17 protein-coding genes are annotated in these 17,249 nt (G+C 50.4%); 13 read left to right on the forward strand and 4 right to left on the reverse strand.

Going from position 1 to position 17,249, the window contains the following annotated elements; translation table 11 throughout:
* The first annotated feature begins 12 nt into the window (after positions 1 to 12).
* From nirD to PGRAT_RS14945, 9 genes are all read left to right on the forward strand, one after another.
* The gene (nirD, locus tag PGRAT_RS14900) at positions 13 to 324 is read left to right on the forward strand and encodes a nitrite reductase small subunit NirD (protein WP_025703642.1); all 312 of its coding nucleotides are present in this window, start codon (positions 13 to 15) and stop codon (positions 322 to 324) included.
* Between the two features lie 115 nt (positions 325 to 439).
* Positions 440 to 1,207 carry a uroporphyrinogen-III C-methyltransferase gene (gene cobA, locus PGRAT_RS14905; protein ID WP_042266812.1) on the forward strand — a complete coding sequence of 256 codons (768 nt, stop codon included), beginning with the start codon at positions 440 to 442 and terminating at the stop codon, positions 1,205 to 1,207.
* A 131-nt stretch (positions 1,208 to 1,338) separates the two neighbouring features.
* Complete coding sequence (locus PGRAT_RS14910; RefSeq protein WP_025709216.1) at positions 1,339 to 1,671, forward strand: iron-sulfur cluster biosynthesis family protein; 333 nt, start codon at positions 1,339 to 1,341, stop codon at positions 1,669 to 1,671.
* 419 nt (positions 1,672 to 2,090) lie between these two features.
* Positions 2,091 to 2,780 carry a response regulator transcription factor gene (locus tag PGRAT_RS14920; protein ID WP_025709214.1) on the forward strand — a complete coding sequence of 230 codons (690 nt, stop codon included), beginning with the start codon at positions 2,091 to 2,093 and terminating at the stop codon, positions 2,778 to 2,780.
* Positions 2,773 to 3,867, forward strand: coding sequence for a sensor histidine kinase (locus tag PGRAT_RS14925; RefSeq protein WP_025709213.1), 1,095 nt, complete (start codon positions 2,773 to 2,775; stop codon positions 3,865 to 3,867). The genes PGRAT_RS14920 and PGRAT_RS14925 overlap by 8 nt, the downstream gene beginning before the upstream one ends.
* Before the next feature lie 109 nt (positions 3,868 to 3,976).
* Positions 3,977 to 4,855, forward strand: a complete 879-nt coding sequence (locus PGRAT_RS14930; protein ID WP_025709211.1) for a D-Ala-D-Ala carboxypeptidase VanY — start codon at positions 3,977 to 3,979, stop codon at positions 4,853 to 4,855.
* On the forward strand, positions 4,840 to 5,337 hold the full coding sequence (locus PGRAT_RS14935; protein ID WP_238326926.1) for a VanZ family protein: 498 nt from the start codon (positions 4,840 to 4,842) through the stop codon (positions 5,335 to 5,337). The genes PGRAT_RS14930 and PGRAT_RS14935 overlap by 16 nt, the downstream gene beginning before the upstream one ends.
* Before the next feature lie 318 nt (positions 5,338 to 5,655).
* Positions 5,656 to 6,498 carry an aldo/keto reductase gene (locus PGRAT_RS14940; RefSeq protein WP_025709207.1) on the forward strand — a complete coding sequence of 281 codons (843 nt, stop codon included), beginning with the start codon at positions 5,656 to 5,658 and terminating at the stop codon, positions 6,496 to 6,498.
* Between the two features lie 48 nt (positions 6,499 to 6,546).
* Positions 6,547 to 6,945, forward strand: coding sequence for an FAD-dependent oxidoreductase (locus tag PGRAT_RS14945; protein WP_272945734.1), 399 nt, complete (start codon positions 6,547 to 6,549; stop codon positions 6,943 to 6,945).
* Positions 6,946 to 7,035: 90 nt separating this feature from the next.
* On the opposite strand, the gene PGRAT_RS14950 is transcribed toward PGRAT_RS14945, so the two are convergent.
* On the reverse strand, positions 7,036 to 7,404 hold the full coding sequence (locus tag PGRAT_RS14950) for an SDR family oxidoreductase (RefSeq protein WP_051424806.1): 369 nt from the start codon (positions 7,402 to 7,404) through the stop codon (positions 7,036 to 7,038).
* Positions 7,405 to 7,509: 105 nt separating this feature from the next.
* Here PGRAT_RS14950 and PGRAT_RS14955 point away from each other — a divergent pair, with 105 nt between their 5' ends.
* Positions 7,510 to 8,886: a sedoheptulokinase gene (locus PGRAT_RS14955; protein WP_025709202.1), complete on the forward strand. Its 1,377-nt coding sequence runs from the start codon at positions 7,510 to 7,512 to the stop codon at positions 8,884 to 8,886.
* Positions 8,887 to 8,905: 19 nt separating this feature from the next.
* Here the strand turns inward: PGRAT_RS14955 and PGRAT_RS14960 are convergent, their stop codons facing one another.
* On the reverse strand, positions 8,906 to 9,538 hold the full coding sequence (locus PGRAT_RS14960) for a hypothetical protein (RefSeq protein WP_025709201.1): 633 nt from the start codon (positions 9,536 to 9,538) through the stop codon (positions 8,906 to 8,908).
* A gap of 151 nt (positions 9,539 to 9,689) precedes the next feature.
* Positions 9,690 to 12,812 carry a beta-galactosidase, LacZ type gene (gene lacZ / locus PGRAT_RS14965; protein ID WP_025709199.1) on the reverse strand — a complete coding sequence of 1,041 codons (3,123 nt, stop codon included), beginning with the start codon at positions 12,810 to 12,812 and terminating at the stop codon, positions 9,690 to 9,692.
* Positions 12,813 to 12,919: 107 nt separating this feature from the next.
* Here lacZ and PGRAT_RS14970 point away from each other — a divergent pair, with 107 nt between their 5' ends.
* Positions 12,920 to 13,744 carry an AraC family transcriptional regulator gene (locus PGRAT_RS14970; RefSeq protein WP_042266819.1) on the forward strand — a complete coding sequence of 275 codons (825 nt, stop codon included), beginning with the start codon at positions 12,920 to 12,922 and terminating at the stop codon, positions 13,742 to 13,744.
* A 371-nt stretch (positions 13,745 to 14,115) separates the two neighbouring features.
* On the opposite strand, the gene PGRAT_RS14975 is transcribed toward PGRAT_RS14970, so the two are convergent.
* A complete protein-coding gene (locus PGRAT_RS14975) occupies positions 14,116 to 14,706 on the reverse strand; it encodes a P-loop nucleotide/nucleoside kinase family protein (protein WP_036706039.1) in 591 nt (196 codons plus the stop codon).
* Positions 14,707 to 14,849: 143 nt separating this feature from the next.
* On the opposite strand from PGRAT_RS14975, the gene PGRAT_RS14980 reads away from it, so the two are divergent.
* Both PGRAT_RS14980 and PGRAT_RS14985 read left to right on the forward strand, forming a co-directional pair.
* Complete coding sequence (locus tag PGRAT_RS14980; RefSeq protein ID WP_052415716.1) at positions 14,850 to 16,016, forward strand: DUF116 domain-containing protein; 1,167 nt, start codon at positions 14,850 to 14,852, stop codon at positions 16,014 to 16,016.
* A 40-nt stretch (positions 16,017 to 16,056) separates the two neighbouring features.
* On the forward strand, positions 16,057 to 17,238 hold the full coding sequence (locus tag PGRAT_RS14985) for a YARHG domain-containing protein (protein WP_025705743.1): 1,182 nt from the start codon (positions 16,057 to 16,059) through the stop codon (positions 17,236 to 17,238).
* Positions 17,239 to 17,249 lie beyond the last annotated feature (11 nt).

Below are 17,249 nucleotides of genomic sequence, written 5' to 3' on the forward strand. Positions count from 1 at the left end.
CACCCAATGGAAATGACCAAAATGCTGGTGGGCAAGGTGACAGATATTGATATTAAGGGCTCCCGTACCGTCAGAATAGGCGACAATGTGATTGCACTATTTCGTCTCTCGGATGGAGAAGTGCTGGCGGTCGAGAATAAGTGCCCGCATAAAGGCGGAACTTTGTCGGAAGGCATGGTCTGTGGTTCAAAAGTACATTGTCCGCTCCACGACTGGCGCATTGATCTGCATACCGGCGTGGTCCAGGAGCCGGACCATGGCCATGTAGTTACTTATGAGGTCGAAGTGGACCAGAGCAATGGTTCAATCTATCTGACTCTGTAATACTTAACAATCAATATGGATGAGGGGTGCTATTCATGAATAACGTGAAGCCAAGTGAACCGTTCAGCGGAATAGCAGCCGCTAATTCACATAGTGATCTGCGGGAGAGAAGCCTATGATCCAAGGGAGTGTATCGATTGTTGGAGCAGGACCAGGCGACCCGGAACTGCTTACCCTCAAAGCCGTGCGGAGGATTCAGACAGCTGACATAATACTCTATGACCGGCTGGTGAATGAAGACATTCTGGGTTACGGGAAACCGGAGGCCCTGAGAATCTACTGCGGCAAAGCTCCTGGCCATCATTCCATGCCGCAGGAAGCCATCGAAAAGCTTATGATCAAATATGCAGCCGCCGGAAATCAAGTTGTCCGGCTGAAGGGAGGCGATCCCTATGTGTTTGGGAGAGGCGGGGAAGAAGCGCTGGCGGTCGCGGCCGCCGGTATCGCTTATGAGGTCATTCCGGGCATCACCTCAGCCATCGGTGCGGCGGCTTCCGCCGGAATTCCGCTGACACACCGCGGGCTTGCGGCATCTTTTGCCATTGTGACCGGCAGCCGCTGCCATGACCATGCTTCAGCCGTGCACTGGGAAGGGCTTGTCCACAGTGTGGATACTCTGGTTATTTATATGGGAGTCAGTACGTTAGCTGAAATCCGTGAGCAGCTGTTAAAGTATGGGAAGAACCCTGCAACACCCGCTGCACTGATCGAGAACGGAACGACAGTCCGTGAACGCACGGTAACGGGAACATTGGGCAACATTGATAAGCTGGCTGCCGCTATGAAGATCAGCAATCCAGCCATCATCATCATTGGAGAGTCAGTCACCGTAAGAGATCAGCTGCTAATTATGGAAAAGGCGGCACGTTCCCAGATCGGATAAGTCCCGCTGGCGGTTGTATGAGTGTCATAATTGAAGTGACTGCAATCACAGGCGTTGCGGGAAGAATAGGACTATACTACTTTGCACAGCTTCCGCTACGTAACTTACAGATCAAAGGAGAGAACTGTGAAATGCAAATTCAACTTGACCCATTAACCGTCAGACGGCTGGGAGAAAGCCTGAATGGCAGACCGGGATTTCTCAAGCTGTTCTATGATACCGAAGATTGCGGCTGCAATGGTGTCCTTGTCATTCAGATCGTAGACTCACCAAATGCTACAGACATCGTTTTTCAGAACGAACCCTACACTTTCTTGTGTGACCGCCAGCAGGAATCCTTGTTTGATTCCTCGATGACGCTGGCAGCAGAGGAGAATTATCCTTCTTATAAACTCACCAGTCCTTCAGGCCTGTTCAGCTCCAATCTAAGGGTTAAGGATCTCCGGTTAGCTGTGGAAGGGTAGACCTGCAGTGTGCTTCCGGGAGTGCATTGGAATTAGTGAACCATGGAATTGGCAGCATGCTAAGATCTAGGTTCACATTTCCCACTTTGGGCTTGCCGCCGGAACTATACATTAACATCCAGAACGGCTACGCTGTCCTTCACTGGACAGAGTAGCCGTTTGTCTTGCGCGCCAAGGCTATGTTAGCTGGAATCAAAGGTATTTCTGCCTTTGATTTGACCACCAGCGCCATATTGGCTGGAATCAAAGGTATTTCTGCCTTTGATTTGACCGCCAGCGCCATACTGGAATCTAAGGTATTTCTGCCTTTGTTTCCAGCTTCCGCACTGACTCAGCGGACCAGTTCGATCATAACAGGATGCAGAGACCGGCAGTTTCAAGTATAATGGGGGCTATCTGAAACAGGAGGCTGTGACGAAATGAAGCCGATTACAATCTTGATTGCGGATGATGAGGCGGAGATCGCTGAACTGATTGCCATACACCTGGAGAGGGAGGGCTATCATACGGTTAAGGCCGCAAACGGGAGAGCCGCTATGCAGGCCGTGCAATCCCAACCGGTTGATCTGGCCATACTGGATATCATGATGCCCGAGCTGGATGGTCATGAGGTCACCCGGCAGATCCGCGAGCAGTACCGGATGCCAATCATTTTTTTGAGTGCCAAGGCTACGGATCTGGATAAAATAACCGGTCTGGTCCTTGGAGCGGATGACTATATGACCAAACCGTTTAATCCAATGGAGCTGGTAGCGCGGGTCAAAGCCCAGCTTCGCCGGGCCATGCAGCTGAATCAGCCGGCTGAAGGCGTGCACTCTATACTGCAGGTTGGCGCTCTGATCATTGATCCGGATAAACGCACCGTCGCAATCTACGGACAGACGGTTGAACTCACACCGAAGGAATTTGACATTCTGCATCTGCTGGCCAGCCACCCGAACAAGGTATTCAGTGCAGAAAATATCTTTGAGCAGGTATGGGGCGAGTCCTATTATGACAGCGGCAATACTGTAATGGTCCATATCCGCACCCTCCGCAAAAAGCTGGGCGAGGACCCTAAAAAGTTTGTTAAAACCGTCTGGGGCGTAGGATATACGTTCAATGGTTAGACAAAAGCGCAGTTTCCGCACAAGTATGCTGCTGCTGTTCGGGCTTAGTATGCTGATCTCCGGTTTCCTCACTTATCTGGTCTATAAAGGACTGCAGTTGTATTACCATGAAAAGGTTCTGGCAGAGGATGATATTGTCCGCTTGCGGGCTTTCATATATAAGGTTGGGGATGTTAACTTTTTTTTAATTTTGTTCGTGCCGTTGGCAATCATCTTTTTCTTCCTGCTGACCAAGCGGTACGCCGCCTATTTTGACAAAATTTCCTCAGGCATTCACAATCTTGCCAACGGTGAGTTTAGCTCCAGGGTGGAGATCACCTCTCACGATGAATTTCAGGTTATCGCCGAAGACATCAACCGGGCGAGCGAGCAGCTGCAAAAAGCTGTGGAGCGGGGGGATTTTGCCGAGAGCAGCAAGGATCAGCTGGTGCTGAATCTGGCGCATGATATCCGGACGCCGCTGACGTCGGTGCTGGGTTATCTGGATTACATCCTGAATCATACTGATCTGACGGCCGAGCAGACCAAGCATTATACCATGATTGCGTACACCAAATCGCAGCGGCTGGAGAAGCTGATTGAAGAGCTGTTCGAGATTACGAGAGTCAACTATGGAATGCTTACAGTCGTCAAGACGCCGATCGATCTCAGCGAGCTGCTGTTCCAGCTTAATGAAGAACTCTATCCGCTTTTCGAAAAAAACAAACTGGCAACCAGGCTGCAAATTACGCCTCAGATCGTCATTCCTGCGGATGGGGAGCTGCTTGCCCGCGTCTTCGAGAATCTTCTGACCAATGCAGCGCGATACGGCAAGGATGGCCAATTTGTGGATATACACTGCCGGCTGGATGAAAGCAATGCGCTGGTCCAGATCATTAATTACGGAAATTTCATTCCTCCGGATGAGCTGCCTTTCCTCTTCGATATGTTCTATACAGGAGACCGGGCGCGCACCTCGGATGCGAACAGCACCGGCCTGGGGCTTTTTATCGCCAAAAATATCGTCGAGCAGCATGGCGGCACCATCTCCGCAGAGAGCAGTGTAACCCGGACCTTATTCGAGGTGCGCTTGCCGCTTCAAGACTGAAATCAGACAGACTTATTGAATTTAAGGAAAATTTAATTTTTAGGCCACTTTGTATTTAAGCTTTTCCCTGTATTCTGGTGAAACAAACGGTAAAAGGGAGATGCTTGCATTGAAGAAGTGGCTTTTTTTGTGCATTGTTTTGCTGGTCATCGCGTTCAAAATCTATCAAAAAGAAATGCTGCCGGCCAAGAATCCGGCCATTATAGAGCATGCGGCAGAAATATCTGCTTCTGGAGAAGATACAATAACCATACGTATAGACAAAAAACAAATTCACAAGGGTAATCTCATTCTAGTCAACAAGGACTATCCTGTACATACGAAAGGGGTTGCTAATGACATCATTGAGCTTTCCCGCCATGATGAGCTGACCCAGGGGTTTGAATTGCTTGACCGTTCCATCGAGCTGTCCAGGAAGGTAACCGAACGGTTTTCGGAGCTGACCGCAGCGGCGGCCGAGGACGGGGTAGATAATTTCCGCATTAGCAGCGGATACCGGAATCAAGAGGAGCAGGGCAAGCTCTACCGTGAAAAAGGAGCGGATTACGCCTTACCTGCTGGTTACAGTGAACACAACACAGGCCTGTCGCTGGACATTGGCTCTTCGCGCGGAGAAATCAAGGATTCACCGGAAGGGAAATGGCTCCGGGCTAACGCTTGGGACTACGGGTTTATTCTCAGGTACCCCGAAGACAAAACGAATATTACGGGAATTAAATACGAGGCCTGGCATTTCCGCTACGTCGGTCTGCCGCATAGTTTGGTCATGAAGGAGAAGAACATGGTGCTGGAAGAATATCTTGCCGATCTGAAACAGCGGAAGCGCCTGGGAATTACGGTCGCGGACCGCAAATATCTCATGCTATATGTACCGGCTTCCCAATTGGGCAGTGTTCAGGTGCCTGCCGGACATCCTTATACAGTATCAGGAAACAACAGCGATGGGGTCATTGTCACCGTGGAGCTCAGCAAGTGGAGCACAACATGAAGCGGATGGACCGGAAGCTTTTGACCCTGATGTTTGCCGTATATTTGTATATATTGATCAAAATTATTTTGTTCAAGTACGCTCCGGTGGAAATGGCTTTCCTCTGGCATCAGTTGCATAGTGTGCTGGAACATCCTGAGATGATAGAGAACGGGCTGGCATATGCCAATTTCACTCCCTTTTTCTCTATCCGCCAAAATCTGGACCATCTCTCTAATACGCACGACTTCGTCAATCTGTTTGGGAATATTGCGCTGTTTGTTCCCTTAGGGATATTCATCCGGCTATCAGCTAAAGGGGGCTTATTCAAGGCTCTTGTACTTTCACTCGGATTAAGCTTTTCTCTGGAAGGCACACAGCTTCTCTTATCCATGGGCAGTTTTGATGTCGATGATCTGATTTTGAATGTGCTTGGAGGTCTGATTGGCTGCGCTATTTGTTTGGTAGCACCTCAACCTGTTGTTTTTCAAAAGAAATCGTAGGACATAAACACAAACGCTATGGCGCTGTGGCATAACCTGAAATAAGAATGCCAGCCAGCAGTACTTTTATGGGATAACGAACTTATAAAATAATGGTCACAAAGTGGGCTGTGCATTTATGCAGTCCGCTTTTTATGTTCTCTTCCGGCATTCCCTGGATATTTATAGGTACTTTTAAGTGCCTACGGTACTAAAAAGTACGTACTACTCTTAACCACAGATTGAATTTATAATGTAACCTGCGACGGGCCGAAGGGCCGAAGAGCCGGACCCGCCTCATGAATTTCACTGAAATCGATACGGATGGAGGAAGAATTAATGCCAAAAGATTTACAAGATACAACTGCTCTATATAATGGTGTGAGCATGCCGTGGTTTGGTTTGGGCGTATTTAAAGTGGACGAAGGTCCTGAACTCGAAAATGCGGTAAAGGCGGCTATCAAACACGGGTACCGCAGCATCGATACGGCCGCCATCTATGGCAATGAAGAGGGAGTTGGACGGGGAATTCGCCAAGGGCTCGAAGATGCCGGTACCGGCAGAGAAGAACTATTTGTGACATCCAAAGTATGGAATGCCGATTTGGGGTATGAGTCTACGCTGGCAGCCTATGAGACAAGCCTTAACAAGCTGGGTCTGGATTACCTGGATTTGTACCTGATTCACTGGCCGGTAGAAGGGAAGTTCAAGGAAGCTTGGAGAGCCTTGGAGACCATTTATAAAGAAGGCCGTGTCAAAGCGATTGGTGTAAGCAACTTCCAAATTCATCATCTTGAAGAGTTAATGCGAGATGCGGAACTTAAACCTATGGTGAATCAAGTGGAGTATCATCCGCGTTTGACCCAAAAGGAATTGCAAACATATTGCAAAGCGCAAGGCATTCAATTGGAAGCATGGTCTCCATTAATGCAGGGTCAACTGCTGGATCATCCGGACATCAAAGAAATTGCAGATAAATATAACAAATCCATTGCCCAAGTTATACTGCGCTGGGACTTGCAGAATGGTGTAGTGACGATTCCGAAATCCACTAAAGAAAACCGGATTGTTGAAAATGCCAACGTGTTCGATTTTGTATTAACGAAAGAAGACATGGAACAAATCGACAGTTTGAATCAGAATCACCGGGTCGGCCCAGATCCAGACAATTTTGATTTTTAAGTGGAAAAGATCGCTCAGTAAAATCCAGTGTCCTGCCTGGTCAACCCGTTGACAGGCAAAGAAAGCGAGTATGAGCTTAAGGAAGCTGAGGTTAAAAAGAAAGTGATGGTCACCGGCGGCGGACCCGTCGGTATGGAAGCGGCCATTATCGCCGCAAGACGCGGTCATGATGTAACCTTGTATGATAAGAGCGGTAAGCTTGGCGGACAGTGGCTCCTGGCTGCAATCCCTCCTGGCAAAGAACTCCTGAACACCTTTACTGTATGGCAGAAGGGTGAGCTTGACCGGTCAGGGGTAAAAGTCGTGTTAAATACAGAGGTAACGCGAGAATTCGTGGAACAAGTGAACCCGGATGAAATCATACTCGCTTCGGGAGCAACTCCAATCATTCCCGGTATTCCAGGCGCAGACAAATCTCATGTATATACAGCCAACAGCTGCTGTTAACAGATTGGAGTGGTGGATTGCCCACTCCATGCCTTATCCGGCACCCCCAGCTTATTTGCGGTTGCCGGATTTTTTTGCTTAGGTAACCGGTCAATAGTAGGCGGTCCAGCCGCCATCTGCGGTGACCACCACGCCATTGATAGAGCTCGCTTCATCTGAGGCGAGAAAAAGCGCGAACTGTGCGGCTTCTCCCGGCTCGCCCATCCTTGGATTAATCGCCATTCCCGGCTGGGTCCGGCCCATTCCGAACTCATTAATATGGGTCGTGCTTGAGCCGATAGTAGTATTGACAGCAAAGATCCGCTCCCAGTCGGCATCGGCAATATCATCGGCTGGCTCAAAGTTATCCATGATCCCGGCATTATTGACGAGTATATCCAAGGTTCCGTAGGTCGTAACCGTTGTATCGATTAAGCGCTGAATATCTGCTTCGGCAGCGACCTTATCCCGAAGTCTCATTCCAGATCCTCCATCGTGTATCATAAGGTTTGTTAGCTATGCCTAGTATCATGGATTATGTTTTAATTTATGTATGACGCATTAGATTCGACAGGAGGATACCTTGTGAGAACGATCGGAATCGATATTGGAACAACCTCCATTACGGGATTGGTATATGACCTGGAACACCGAAGGGTCTTGCACCAGATTACAGCAAAGAATTCGGCGCACATTTCCGGCTGCGGGAGAATATGGGAACGCCTGCAGGACCCTTCGGCTATCCTCGGTCTCGTGCAAGGCATTTCTGAGCAGCTGCTGTCGCGGGAGCCTGAGGTTCAGGGGATCGGATTCACCGGACAAATGCATGGGATTGTGTACATAGATGCTGCGGGGAAGCATGTGAGTCCGCTCTATACCTGGCAGGATGGAAGAGGCAGTGTGCCATATGACGAATTCCACACCCACGCGCAGAAGTTGAGTGAGGATACCGGTTATCCGGTTGCTCCCGGCTACGGGCTGGCCACTCATTTCTATAATCTGAGACACGGGCTTGTCCCCATAGAAGCCGTCAGCTTATGCACCATCGCCGATTATGCCGCCATGCGATTAGCAGAAAGCTCGGAGCCGGTGATTGATTCCACGCAAGCTGCCGGGCTGGGATGTTACAGCCTCCCAAATGGAGCTTTTGACATGGCGGCCATTGAACGGTCAGGTATCCATTCAGACCTGCTGCCCCGGGTGGTTCAATCTGGAACGCTTGTGGGATTAACCCGGCAGGGTATTCCGGTATACACTTCACTCGGGGACAATCAGGCAAGCTTTATCGGCAGCGTTCCATTTCCCGAAGAAGCGCTGCTGCTGAACATTGGGACCGGCAGCCAATTGTCGGCCATGCTGACCGGTTCGATCGGCAGGATTGAGGGATTGGAAGCACGGCCTTATCCCGGAGGCGGTGTCCTAATGGTTGGTGCCGCACTGAGCGGAGGGAAATCCTATGCGCTTCTGGAGAAGTTCTATCGGCAAGTCATCGAAGCCTATTCGGGACAACCCCAACAAGAGGTGTACCCTTTATTGGACAAATTATTGGAAGATGGACCTGTCACAGCAGAAGGCCTCACCGTGAACCCGCAGTTTCTGGGTACGCGGCTGAACCCGGAGGCACGGGGGAGTGTGGAGGGGATCACGTTGGACAATTTCACTCCAGGCCTGCTGGCCCATGCTTTTCTCCAAGGCATTACCGATGAGCTGTATGCTTTTTATTCAACTATTGAGCAGATGGGTTCCGGGAAAACATGGTCTAGGCTCATAGGTTCCGGCAACGCGTTGCGCGCCAATCCGGCTCTGCGCTCGAAAGTGGAGGCACGGTTCGGACTGCCCCTAATCTTGAGTGCTGCTTCGGAAGAAGCTGCAGTCGGAGCTGCATTGTGCGCAGCTGTTGGCGCTGGAGGAATTCCAAGCTTTCAGGAAGCAGGACAATTCCTGAATGAGCAGGTAGAGTAGTAGATTTAGCAGCAACAGATCAGAACCTCTGCGGAAATTGATTAATAATCGCCGAGCTAAGCATGTCGGCCATTGCCAAGGCACCTTTTTCGATAGGGTCATAGAGCTGGACACTTTGTTTGTAATCCTTCTGGAGCAGAGTCACGGCTTCTGCTTTGGTTAAGGCCAGATGCTGGTAGAACATTTTTCTGAATTCCTCTTTGGGCAGATACGGATTCAGACGGCTGAGAAATTCCACAATCTGGTCGCCATTGGCATACCATTTCTTCTCCGCTGCGGCCGCAGCCGCTTGGTCTCCAGCTTTAGCGGCTTTGACCAGGTCGGCAGCAATGACTAGATGCTCTTTAATAAGCTGGCCATAAGCGTCACCTGCTGCTGCACCATAGAAGGGCTTAAGGGCATCTCCCATATCCTGTGCATTCTGCAATAGGCGGGGCAATACAGCATCGATGTCAGGCAACCCGTATACAAGGCTGCGGATGGCAATGATGGTCCAGGTCACATGCTGCTCCCATAGGGTTCTCATATGGAGTATCAGTTCAACCTGCGCTCTGCTAAAGCATCCCTGCGCTGCCGCATTTATAGGCATGGATTGGTGCATGGCATTAGGGCTTCCCTGTACGGGGAAGTAGGATCTCCAATAATACTGCATGAAATATTCCTCCTTAGTTCCTGTATACCCCTATCTTATGGTACACCCGCCCAGGTGGTTCATCTGAAATAAAAAAGGCGCGTTTTCCCTTTCATAGAAGGGAACGCGCCTTTTTTAAATGGGAAATTCCGGTTCTCGCAATATTAAAAAATTAAATAACAGACAATGTGAAGCGGAAGCTGTATGGACGGTTAGACGGAAGCGTGAATTCTGCGTGCGTCGGAGCACCCCAGCTGTCATCTCCGCCGACACCCATTTGTTTGTAATTGACTCGCAGCACGCTCTTGGCGGAAGGGGCCAGTTTATAAGGATGATCGCTGGCTTCCAGTTCTTCCGGTGTCCATGGCAGGACGTTGACTTCGAACGGTAGAGTGCTTTCCAGGTGCATCCCGTTGCCGGACACGCTCTCGGTAAGTGAAGCGTAGCGCACACCGGTTTTGTTGCCGCATTCCTGCGGACGGAGATAATGGACGAACTGTTCACTTACCTTGCCGGAGTAGCGTCCCAGCTTGGCGCTGGTCTGCCGGTCCCAATAATTCTCATGCGGCCCTTTGCCGTACCAGGAGACCGTATCCAGCTCCCCATCCAGTTCAAACAGCAATCCGAACTCGGGGATTTCCGGCAGTCCTTCACCTCCCGGATTCAGTTCCTGTGTGATATCGACTTTTCCGTCCGGCGTAATCTTATATTGCAGCAGCAGAGTGGAAGCAGGCTGAGTGGCCAGCAGATAGCTGACTTCTACAATGCATGAATGATCTCCGGCTGTACAGGAGAAGCCCGTAAGGGTTCTGCTGTAAGAAACATCCTTCCATACCGCGCAGCGTTTATCAAGACCATTGCCCAGATCGTTGTCCGTCACCGCTCTCCAGAAGTTAGGTCTCACAGGTGCAAGCAAACGCTCTTTGCCGGAAGAAGTATAGGAGAACAGCTCACCGGTTGCAGTATTAAAGGCCAGAGCAAAGCTGTCTCCCTGTATCGTAACGACCTCCGTTTGTTCGGTGATACGCAGTTCAGTTCCGGCTGCATTGGCAGCAGCGGAAGGGTTTGCTCCGGCACCTGGGGACAACACAAATTGTTCCCAGGAAATCTCATGCCCCGCTTCAGACCATGCAGTCGCTGAAGGCTGAGTGAAGGATAGGGTCAATACCGCTTCTTTCTCACTTGCAAAAGTGCTTCCATCGTAAGGAATGACACATTCAGCGGTTGCTCCCGGTTCAGCAGAGACCTGGGTTGCACCTGTTTGCACTACTGTACCATTCAAGGCAACTGTCCATATCAGCCCGTACTCAGCCAGGTTCGTAAACAAATAATGGTTGCGGATTTCAAAACGGCCTTCTGCCAGATCCACAGCGGTTATCTTTACATTCTGGTAACATTTTTTAACCTCCAGCAGCTTAGGGGTAATGCTGCGGTCTGCGAACAGCAGTCCATTGCCGCTGAAATTGCCGTCATGCGGATTTTCCCCGAAATCTCCTCCGTAAGCCAGATACTCAATTCCATCTGCCGTTGTGGTGCGGATCGCCTGATCTACCCAGTCCCAGATGAATCCGCCCTGAATGATATCATATTGGTCGAACAGCTCTGTATACAGATGCAAGCCGCCGCAGGAGTTCCCCATCGCATGGCTGTATTCGCAGAGAATGTAAGGTTTTTTGGGGTCTTTCTTCGCATACTCAACAACATCCCGCGGCTTGATATACATTGTGGATTCAATGTCGCTTGCTGCATCCGACGGACGGTAATGGAATGTCCCTTCATAATGAACCACCCGGCCCGGATCAGCTTCCCGCAGATAGTCATGCATGGCAATAAAGTTATCTCCCCCGAAGGACTCATTGCCGAGCGACCAGATCACCACGGATGGATGGTTCTTATCCCTTTGCATCATGGAATTGCAGCGGTCGAGCACGTTGGCGCGCCATTCCGGTCTGCTGGCGGGTACGTTACCGTCATGCAGCTCTTGTTGACCATACTGCCAGGAGCCGTGCGTCTCCAGATTGGTTTCATCAATGACATAGAGTCCATATTCATCACACAGCTCATACCAGATGGATTGGTTCGGGTAGTGGGAGGTGCGCACGGCATTGATATTGTGGGACTTCATCAGCTCAATGTCGCGGATCATATCCTCTTTACCGAGTGCCCGGCCGGTTTCACAAGAGAACTCATGGCGGTTGGTGCCTTTGAAAACAATCCGCTTCCCGTTAATCTTCATCAGGCCGTCCTTAATTTCAAACGTGCGGAATCCCACTTTGCTGCTGACCGCTTCCTGCAATTCACCCTGTTCATTCTTCAAGGAGAGGACAAGGGTATACAAATACGGCTTCTCAGCGCTCCATTTATCCGGTCCGGCAACTGCTGCTCCGAGCTTCAGCTGCTGCAGTTCACCGTCCCCAAAGGAAACCACCGCAGATACCGGAGCAGCCCACACGGTTTGGCCAACAGCGTCATACAGCTGCATTTCAACCGTATATGGGCCAGCTTTTGCATGAAAATAATCTTCAACCTTCACATCCACATTCAGTTCCGCATCAGTATAATGCTCATCCAGGCCGGTATGGACAAAAAAGTCGGCAATGTGCACGGGAGGGGCCGTATAGAGATAGACATCACGGAAAATCCCGCTGAGCCGCCAGAAATCCTGATCCTCCAGCCAGCTTGCATCACACCAGCGGTAGACCTCAACTGCCAGCTTGTTCTCGCCTTCCTTCAAGTATGCTGTAATATCGTATTCGGAAGGGGTGAACGTATCTTCACCATAACCGGCTAATTCACCATTCACCCACACATAAAAAGCGGCTTCAACTCCCTGAAAGCTGAGATAGACCGGCTGGCCCGCCCAGCTCTCCGGCACAGTGAAGGTACGGATATATGAACCTACAGGATTGTATACCGTCGGGGCAAAAGGAGGCTTCAAATCCGGCTCCGAAACTGCCCACGGATACCGGACATTGGTATATTGAGGGTAGTCATACCCCTGAAACTGCCAATGGGAAGGGACAGGGATTTCCGCCCAGCTGCTGCTGTCATATCCCGCTGTATAGAAGTCCTGAACGCGCTGCTCCGGTGTTTCTGCAAAAGCAAATTTCCAGGTCCCGTTCAGCAGATGGTAATGGGGCGACGCTGTCCGTTCCCCCTTCAAGGCTTCGGAAATACTGGGATATGAGATCATGGAGGCATGCGCATCCAGACGGTTCAACTGAAAAATTTCCGGGTTGTTATTCCATTCAGGGTATCCGTTGGCAGGTGGCACATAGGTAAATTTGTTGCGCACATTAACATCTCCTTATATTATTATATTCATATTATAAAAGGGCTACTCTTCAAGAGATATAGAAGAATATTCGCATATATATCACAATATGAAACAGGAGAATGAACATGAAGAGCACACTGGTCTTTTGCGAAACGGAAGAGATGACGGCATTGCCGCTGTATGCGACTACAATCGGGTTCTGGGAGCATCAGCCGGAAATGGAGCGGCCTGCTGGATTCCCGGACTATCAGCTGCATCAGGTTCTTGAGGGCAAAGGAGAGCTGTTCTTGAAGGACAAACATTACATTGTGGAGCCGGGGGATGTCTTTTTTCTTTTTCCGCATGTTGCCCATGCCTACGCACCGATCAGCGCAGCCTGGAAGCTGTCCTGGGTTTCTTTTAATGGAAGAGAGGCGGGAAGTCTGCTGGCATATGCCGGAATCCGGGAGTCCGGAACGGGGCGGCTAAACGGGCTCTCACTACTGGAGCCTCTGCAAAAAATGCTGGAGCTCTCGCATGGCAATAGTCTCCAGATGAATCTGGAGCGTTCCAAGCTGATGTATGCACTGATGCTGGAGCTCAAAGTTCAGCTGGCGGCACCGGCAGGCGGACCGGATGAGCTGGAACGCATCAAGCCGGTGCTGGAGCATATCGAAAGCAACCTGCACCGGACACTGCCGCTCAAAGAATTGGCCGAGATAGCTTCGATCTCGCCGCAATATTTATGCCGGCTGTTTCAGCGGACGCTGCACGAACGGCCGGTAACCTATATCAACAAGCAGCGGATCAACCGCAGCAAGCAGCTGATGTTCAGCGGCAGGGAGAAGAAGATTTATGAGATTGCAGAGCAGGCGGGGTTTGAGAACACCAGCTATTTTTGCGCAGTCTTCAAACGGGTCACCGGCATGAGACCAGAGGAGTTTAAGCGGCTGCATGGGCTGGAGGGCTGAGATAACATACCGAATAAGGAAGCACTCCTGGGTTGTTTTGCTCTAAAACAACGGCAAAAGTGCCGTTGTTGAGCACGCATAGGATGTTTTACCCCGAAACAACAGCAGAAGTGCCGTTGTTGAGCACGCATAGGATGTTTTACCCCGAAACAACAGCAGAAGTGCCGTTGTTGAGCACGCATGGGTTGTTTTGCCCCGAAACAACGGCATAAGTGCCGTTGTTGAGCACGCATGGGTTGTTTTGCCCCGAAACAACGGCATAAGTGCCGTTGTTGAGCACGCATAGGTTGTTTTGCCCCGAAACAACAGCGCCCACAGAGCAATTCGGTGCAGGTAAGCCGGATTATTTACGCTTAACTACCGGTGTCCACTTAACGCGAACCATAAATAAACCGCTCAATCGCCTCAGCCGTTGTCCGGACATCCGGGCCCGAATTGTCAATTTGCAGAATGTTATCTGCCGGAAGCGGCCAGGCTACCGTGCGGCTGCCCAGTGAAGCGCGGAACGTCTCCCAGTTCTGAAACTTCCAGGCATCCAGCGGCGAATGCCTGCCTTCAATCCGTTCACGGTACAGCCCGGCGTTGCCCAGACTCATCAGGACAACCTTTACTTCAATTTCCTCCAGGGTCCGGCCGATCCGGGCCAGCTCACTTCCGATCCATCCCGGATCAGCGGCTTCTTTGGTGAATGGACCCACCACAAACACGTCACAGTCCAACCCCATATTGTCAAGCGCGGCATCCATGGTGATCCGGTAGCCCAGATCGCGGCATAACCTCTTATATTCGGCAGAATCCCGGTCAGCGGGGTCCAGACCATGCATCTTCATAATGACATCAGCAGCAGGACGGAGCAGAATGTCCATATCCAGGACAGCGGCTTTATTGCGGGACGCAACGGTTTTGGCCAAAGTTGTTTTGCCAGCCCCCGCCGGTCCGAGGAAAAATACAAGCTGGTTCATCAGTGTCTCTCCTTACCTTTAATTATCATCTCATTATCGTATCATTTTTGATCCGGGAAATCTCCTGCCTTTGAACGAAAGTCACTGACAGCGGGCAGATGAAATGCTACTTTATTGGTATATAAATGCAGGAGGTGATCCCTTTGCGTGAGAGCAGCGATGAGCTAACGTACTCCTTAACCGGGGAAGACGGAAGTGCCGGGCCGTACTATCGGGACGTTGCTCTTTTAACAGATGAAGTTCTGGTGAAATTGCATGAAGACCAATCAATAGCCAAGTTTGGCCGGTACATAGCATTAAGAAAGCTGGAAACCTGGAATCCCGATATCTATGCGCTGGAATGGCTGATGATTGGCGTACTGTGGAACGTATATAAGGCAAGAGCAACGGTGGGAAGTGTGGCTGCCGGCCGGCTTCTTTCATCATTGTACAGTCTCAAAAGCCGAGGCCGTGAGGCGCGCAAAGCCGTGGACCGGGTGAAGGGGATCGCTGGAACTACCGTGTTGGCCCGGCACCAAAAAGCTGCTGGGTGCTTACAGCTGCATTCATTAACCAGACTGATTGGATGGCTGCGCGCCAGCGGAGAATTCGAGCAGGAGAGCAGGCGGCTGAAGATCTGGCTGGATTTTCTCAGAGGATTGCCGGGTAAAGAGAGCGCGGGCATACTGCACCGGGCTGTGCAGAAGGCTTCTTGGTTTGAGCGGCGCAGTCTGGAGTGCCTCGGCAGCTATACTTCCAAGGTAGAGGCTTATATTGAGAATAACCGCCAGCGGTTGAAGTGGCAGGAAAACCGTATTTTCTGCAGCCGGGAACGGGTGGAGTACCATTTGAACATGGTCGGCGCGGAAATCATGAACCGGGTTTTCCACGCTGGCTTCCAGGCGGCACCTGAGAAAATAGTATTCCTGCCCATCTGCATGCGCAACAAATCTGCCGAGGCTTGCCGGGCAGTGCAGGAAGGACCGGGATATGTGTGCAGACGCTGCTCCAAAACCTGCCGGGTACATGCAGTTACAGCGATGGCTGAAACCTGTGGCAGCAAGGTGCTGATGATTCCGCATGCCTCAACGGCCTTTGGGAAAGAACGCATCCCTGAGGGAAAAGTCGGGATTGTCGGCATAGCCTGTGTGCTGAATCTCATCTCCGGCGGCTATAAAGCCCGTGATATCGGATATCTTCCGCAATGTGTGCTGCTCCATTATTCAGGCTGTGCGATGCATTGGCATCCGAAGGGCATCGGGACCTGTATCGATATGGACCGTCTGCATGCTATGCTGGAACAGGGGGAGCCTTCAAGCAATCCTGAATAAAATATAAAAACAAACACATAGAAAAAGAGGCCCATTTGAAATGAACAATCGCAAACTTCAACTTTTCTGCTTAATGGCGGCTGGAATGCTGCTAATAGCCGGGTGTGAAACCCGTACAGCCGCGCAGCCGGATCAAGTCCCGCAGATTCAGGCAGAGAAAAGTAATCAAGGTACGCTTACAGCAGAGAATAGAGGAACTGGCAGGGATTATATCTTTCAAGACAGTGACAAGACGCTGTTGACCGAAGATAATCTCAGCAACATCGACAGCAGGATGCTGGAGCTGGCGAGGAATGAGATTTATGCCAGACATGGTTTAGTATTTAAGCGGCCGGACCTGAAAGACTATTTTGCAGGCAAACCCTGGTACATACCCAATGCGGATTACAATGGCAGCCTGTCCGATACAGAAAGCAGAAACATTAAGCTGATTCAAAAACATGAGAAGCTCATGTCTGCCAACCATCTGGAAAAATTGTGGGACGTGGATGATCACGTGCTGGGTTATCCGCAGGGCGATGAGTCTACCCGGCTTCCGGCAGCAAATATAGATTTGAATGGTGACGGAACCGTTGAGCATATCCAAATGACTTTAACGCAACATTACGAGGTCAGTGATGAATGGAGCCTCTCGGTGAATGATTCTGAACTGAAAATTGAGCTGTCTGATTCGTATTCCACTTCCTATTTCAAAATAGTTGATTCGGATATCAATGACCCCTACTTTGAAATTGCTTTGGAGGATAGCAATGAGTCCGCGCAGTGCACAACGGACTATTACTATTACAATGGACATAAAGTGATACATATGGGAACGCTGGACGGGCTCACTGCCAATGCGCAGTCTTTGGATGGGCAAGGGACCGTAACAACATCGAGACAGTCCATTGACTTTCAATGCTGGTTCTATCTTGAAACATTCAAGCTGAACGGCGGGCATAAGTGGAAGGAATCCCCGGCTGATTTTTATCCCATGGAACCGCCTACGCCTTGGGTAGCCAAAGTGCGTTTTCCTATCTATAAAGCCTCCGGGCAACACGATATACTCAAATGGGTGGAGCCAGGGGATTCAGTCTATTTCCAGGGCGGAGACGCAGAGGGGAATGGAAAAATCAAGACAGAGGATGGCACAACGGGTTGGATTCAAGTCAAGGATGGTCATCTTTCCGGAACGGATTCAGATATCTATGAGTGTTTTGAAGGGCTGTTATTGTATGGCTGATCCGTTTGACA

Source organism: Paenibacillus graminis, from assembly GCF_000758705.1.
GTDB lineage: Bacteria > Bacillota > Bacilli > Paenibacillales > Paenibacillaceae > Paenibacillus_AQ > Paenibacillus_AQ graminis.

What these genes read in the sequence shown, in the direction of transcription:
- PGRAT_RS14960 (WP_025709201.1), bottom strand. Translation starts at nt 9,538, where the DNA reads ATGCAGTATTATTGGAGATCCTACTTCCCCGTACAGGGAAGCCCTAAT.
- PGRAT_RS14910 (WP_025709216.1), top strand. Translation starts at nt 1,339, where the DNA reads ATGCAAATTCAACTTGACCCATTAACCGTCAGACGGCTGGGAGAAAGC.
- cobA (WP_042266812.1), top strand. Translation starts at nt 440, where the DNA reads ATGATCCAAGGGAGTGTATCGATTGTTGGAGCAGGACCAGGCGACCCG.
- PGRAT_RS14985 (WP_025705743.1), top strand. Translation starts at nt 16,057, where the DNA reads ATGAACAATCGCAAACTTCAACTTTTCTGCTTAATGGCGGCTGGAATG.
- PGRAT_RS14940 (WP_025709207.1), top strand. Translation starts at nt 5,656, where the DNA reads ATGCCAAAAGATTTACAAGATACAACTGCTCTATATAATGGTGTGAGC.
- PGRAT_RS14970 (WP_042266819.1), top strand. Translation starts at nt 12,920, where the DNA reads ATGAAGAGCACACTGGTCTTTTGCGAAACGGAAGAGATGACGGCATTG.
- PGRAT_RS14950 (WP_051424806.1), bottom strand. Translation starts at nt 7,404, where the DNA reads ATGAGACTTCGGGATAAGGTCGCTGCCGAAGCAGATATTCAGCGCTTA.
- nirD (WP_025703642.1), top strand. Translation starts at nt 13, where the DNA reads ATGACCAAAATGCTGGTGGGCAAGGTGACAGATATTGATATTAAGGGC.
- PGRAT_RS14925 (WP_025709213.1), top strand. Translation starts at nt 2,773, where the DNA reads ATGGTTAGACAAAAGCGCAGTTTCCGCACAAGTATGCTGCTGCTGTTC.
- PGRAT_RS14920 (WP_025709214.1), top strand. Translation starts at nt 2,091, where the DNA reads ATGAAGCCGATTACAATCTTGATTGCGGATGATGAGGCGGAGATCGCT.
- PGRAT_RS14975 (WP_036706039.1), bottom strand. Translation starts at nt 14,706, where the DNA reads ATGAACCAGCTTGTATTTTTCCTCGGACCGGCGGGGGCTGGCAAAACA.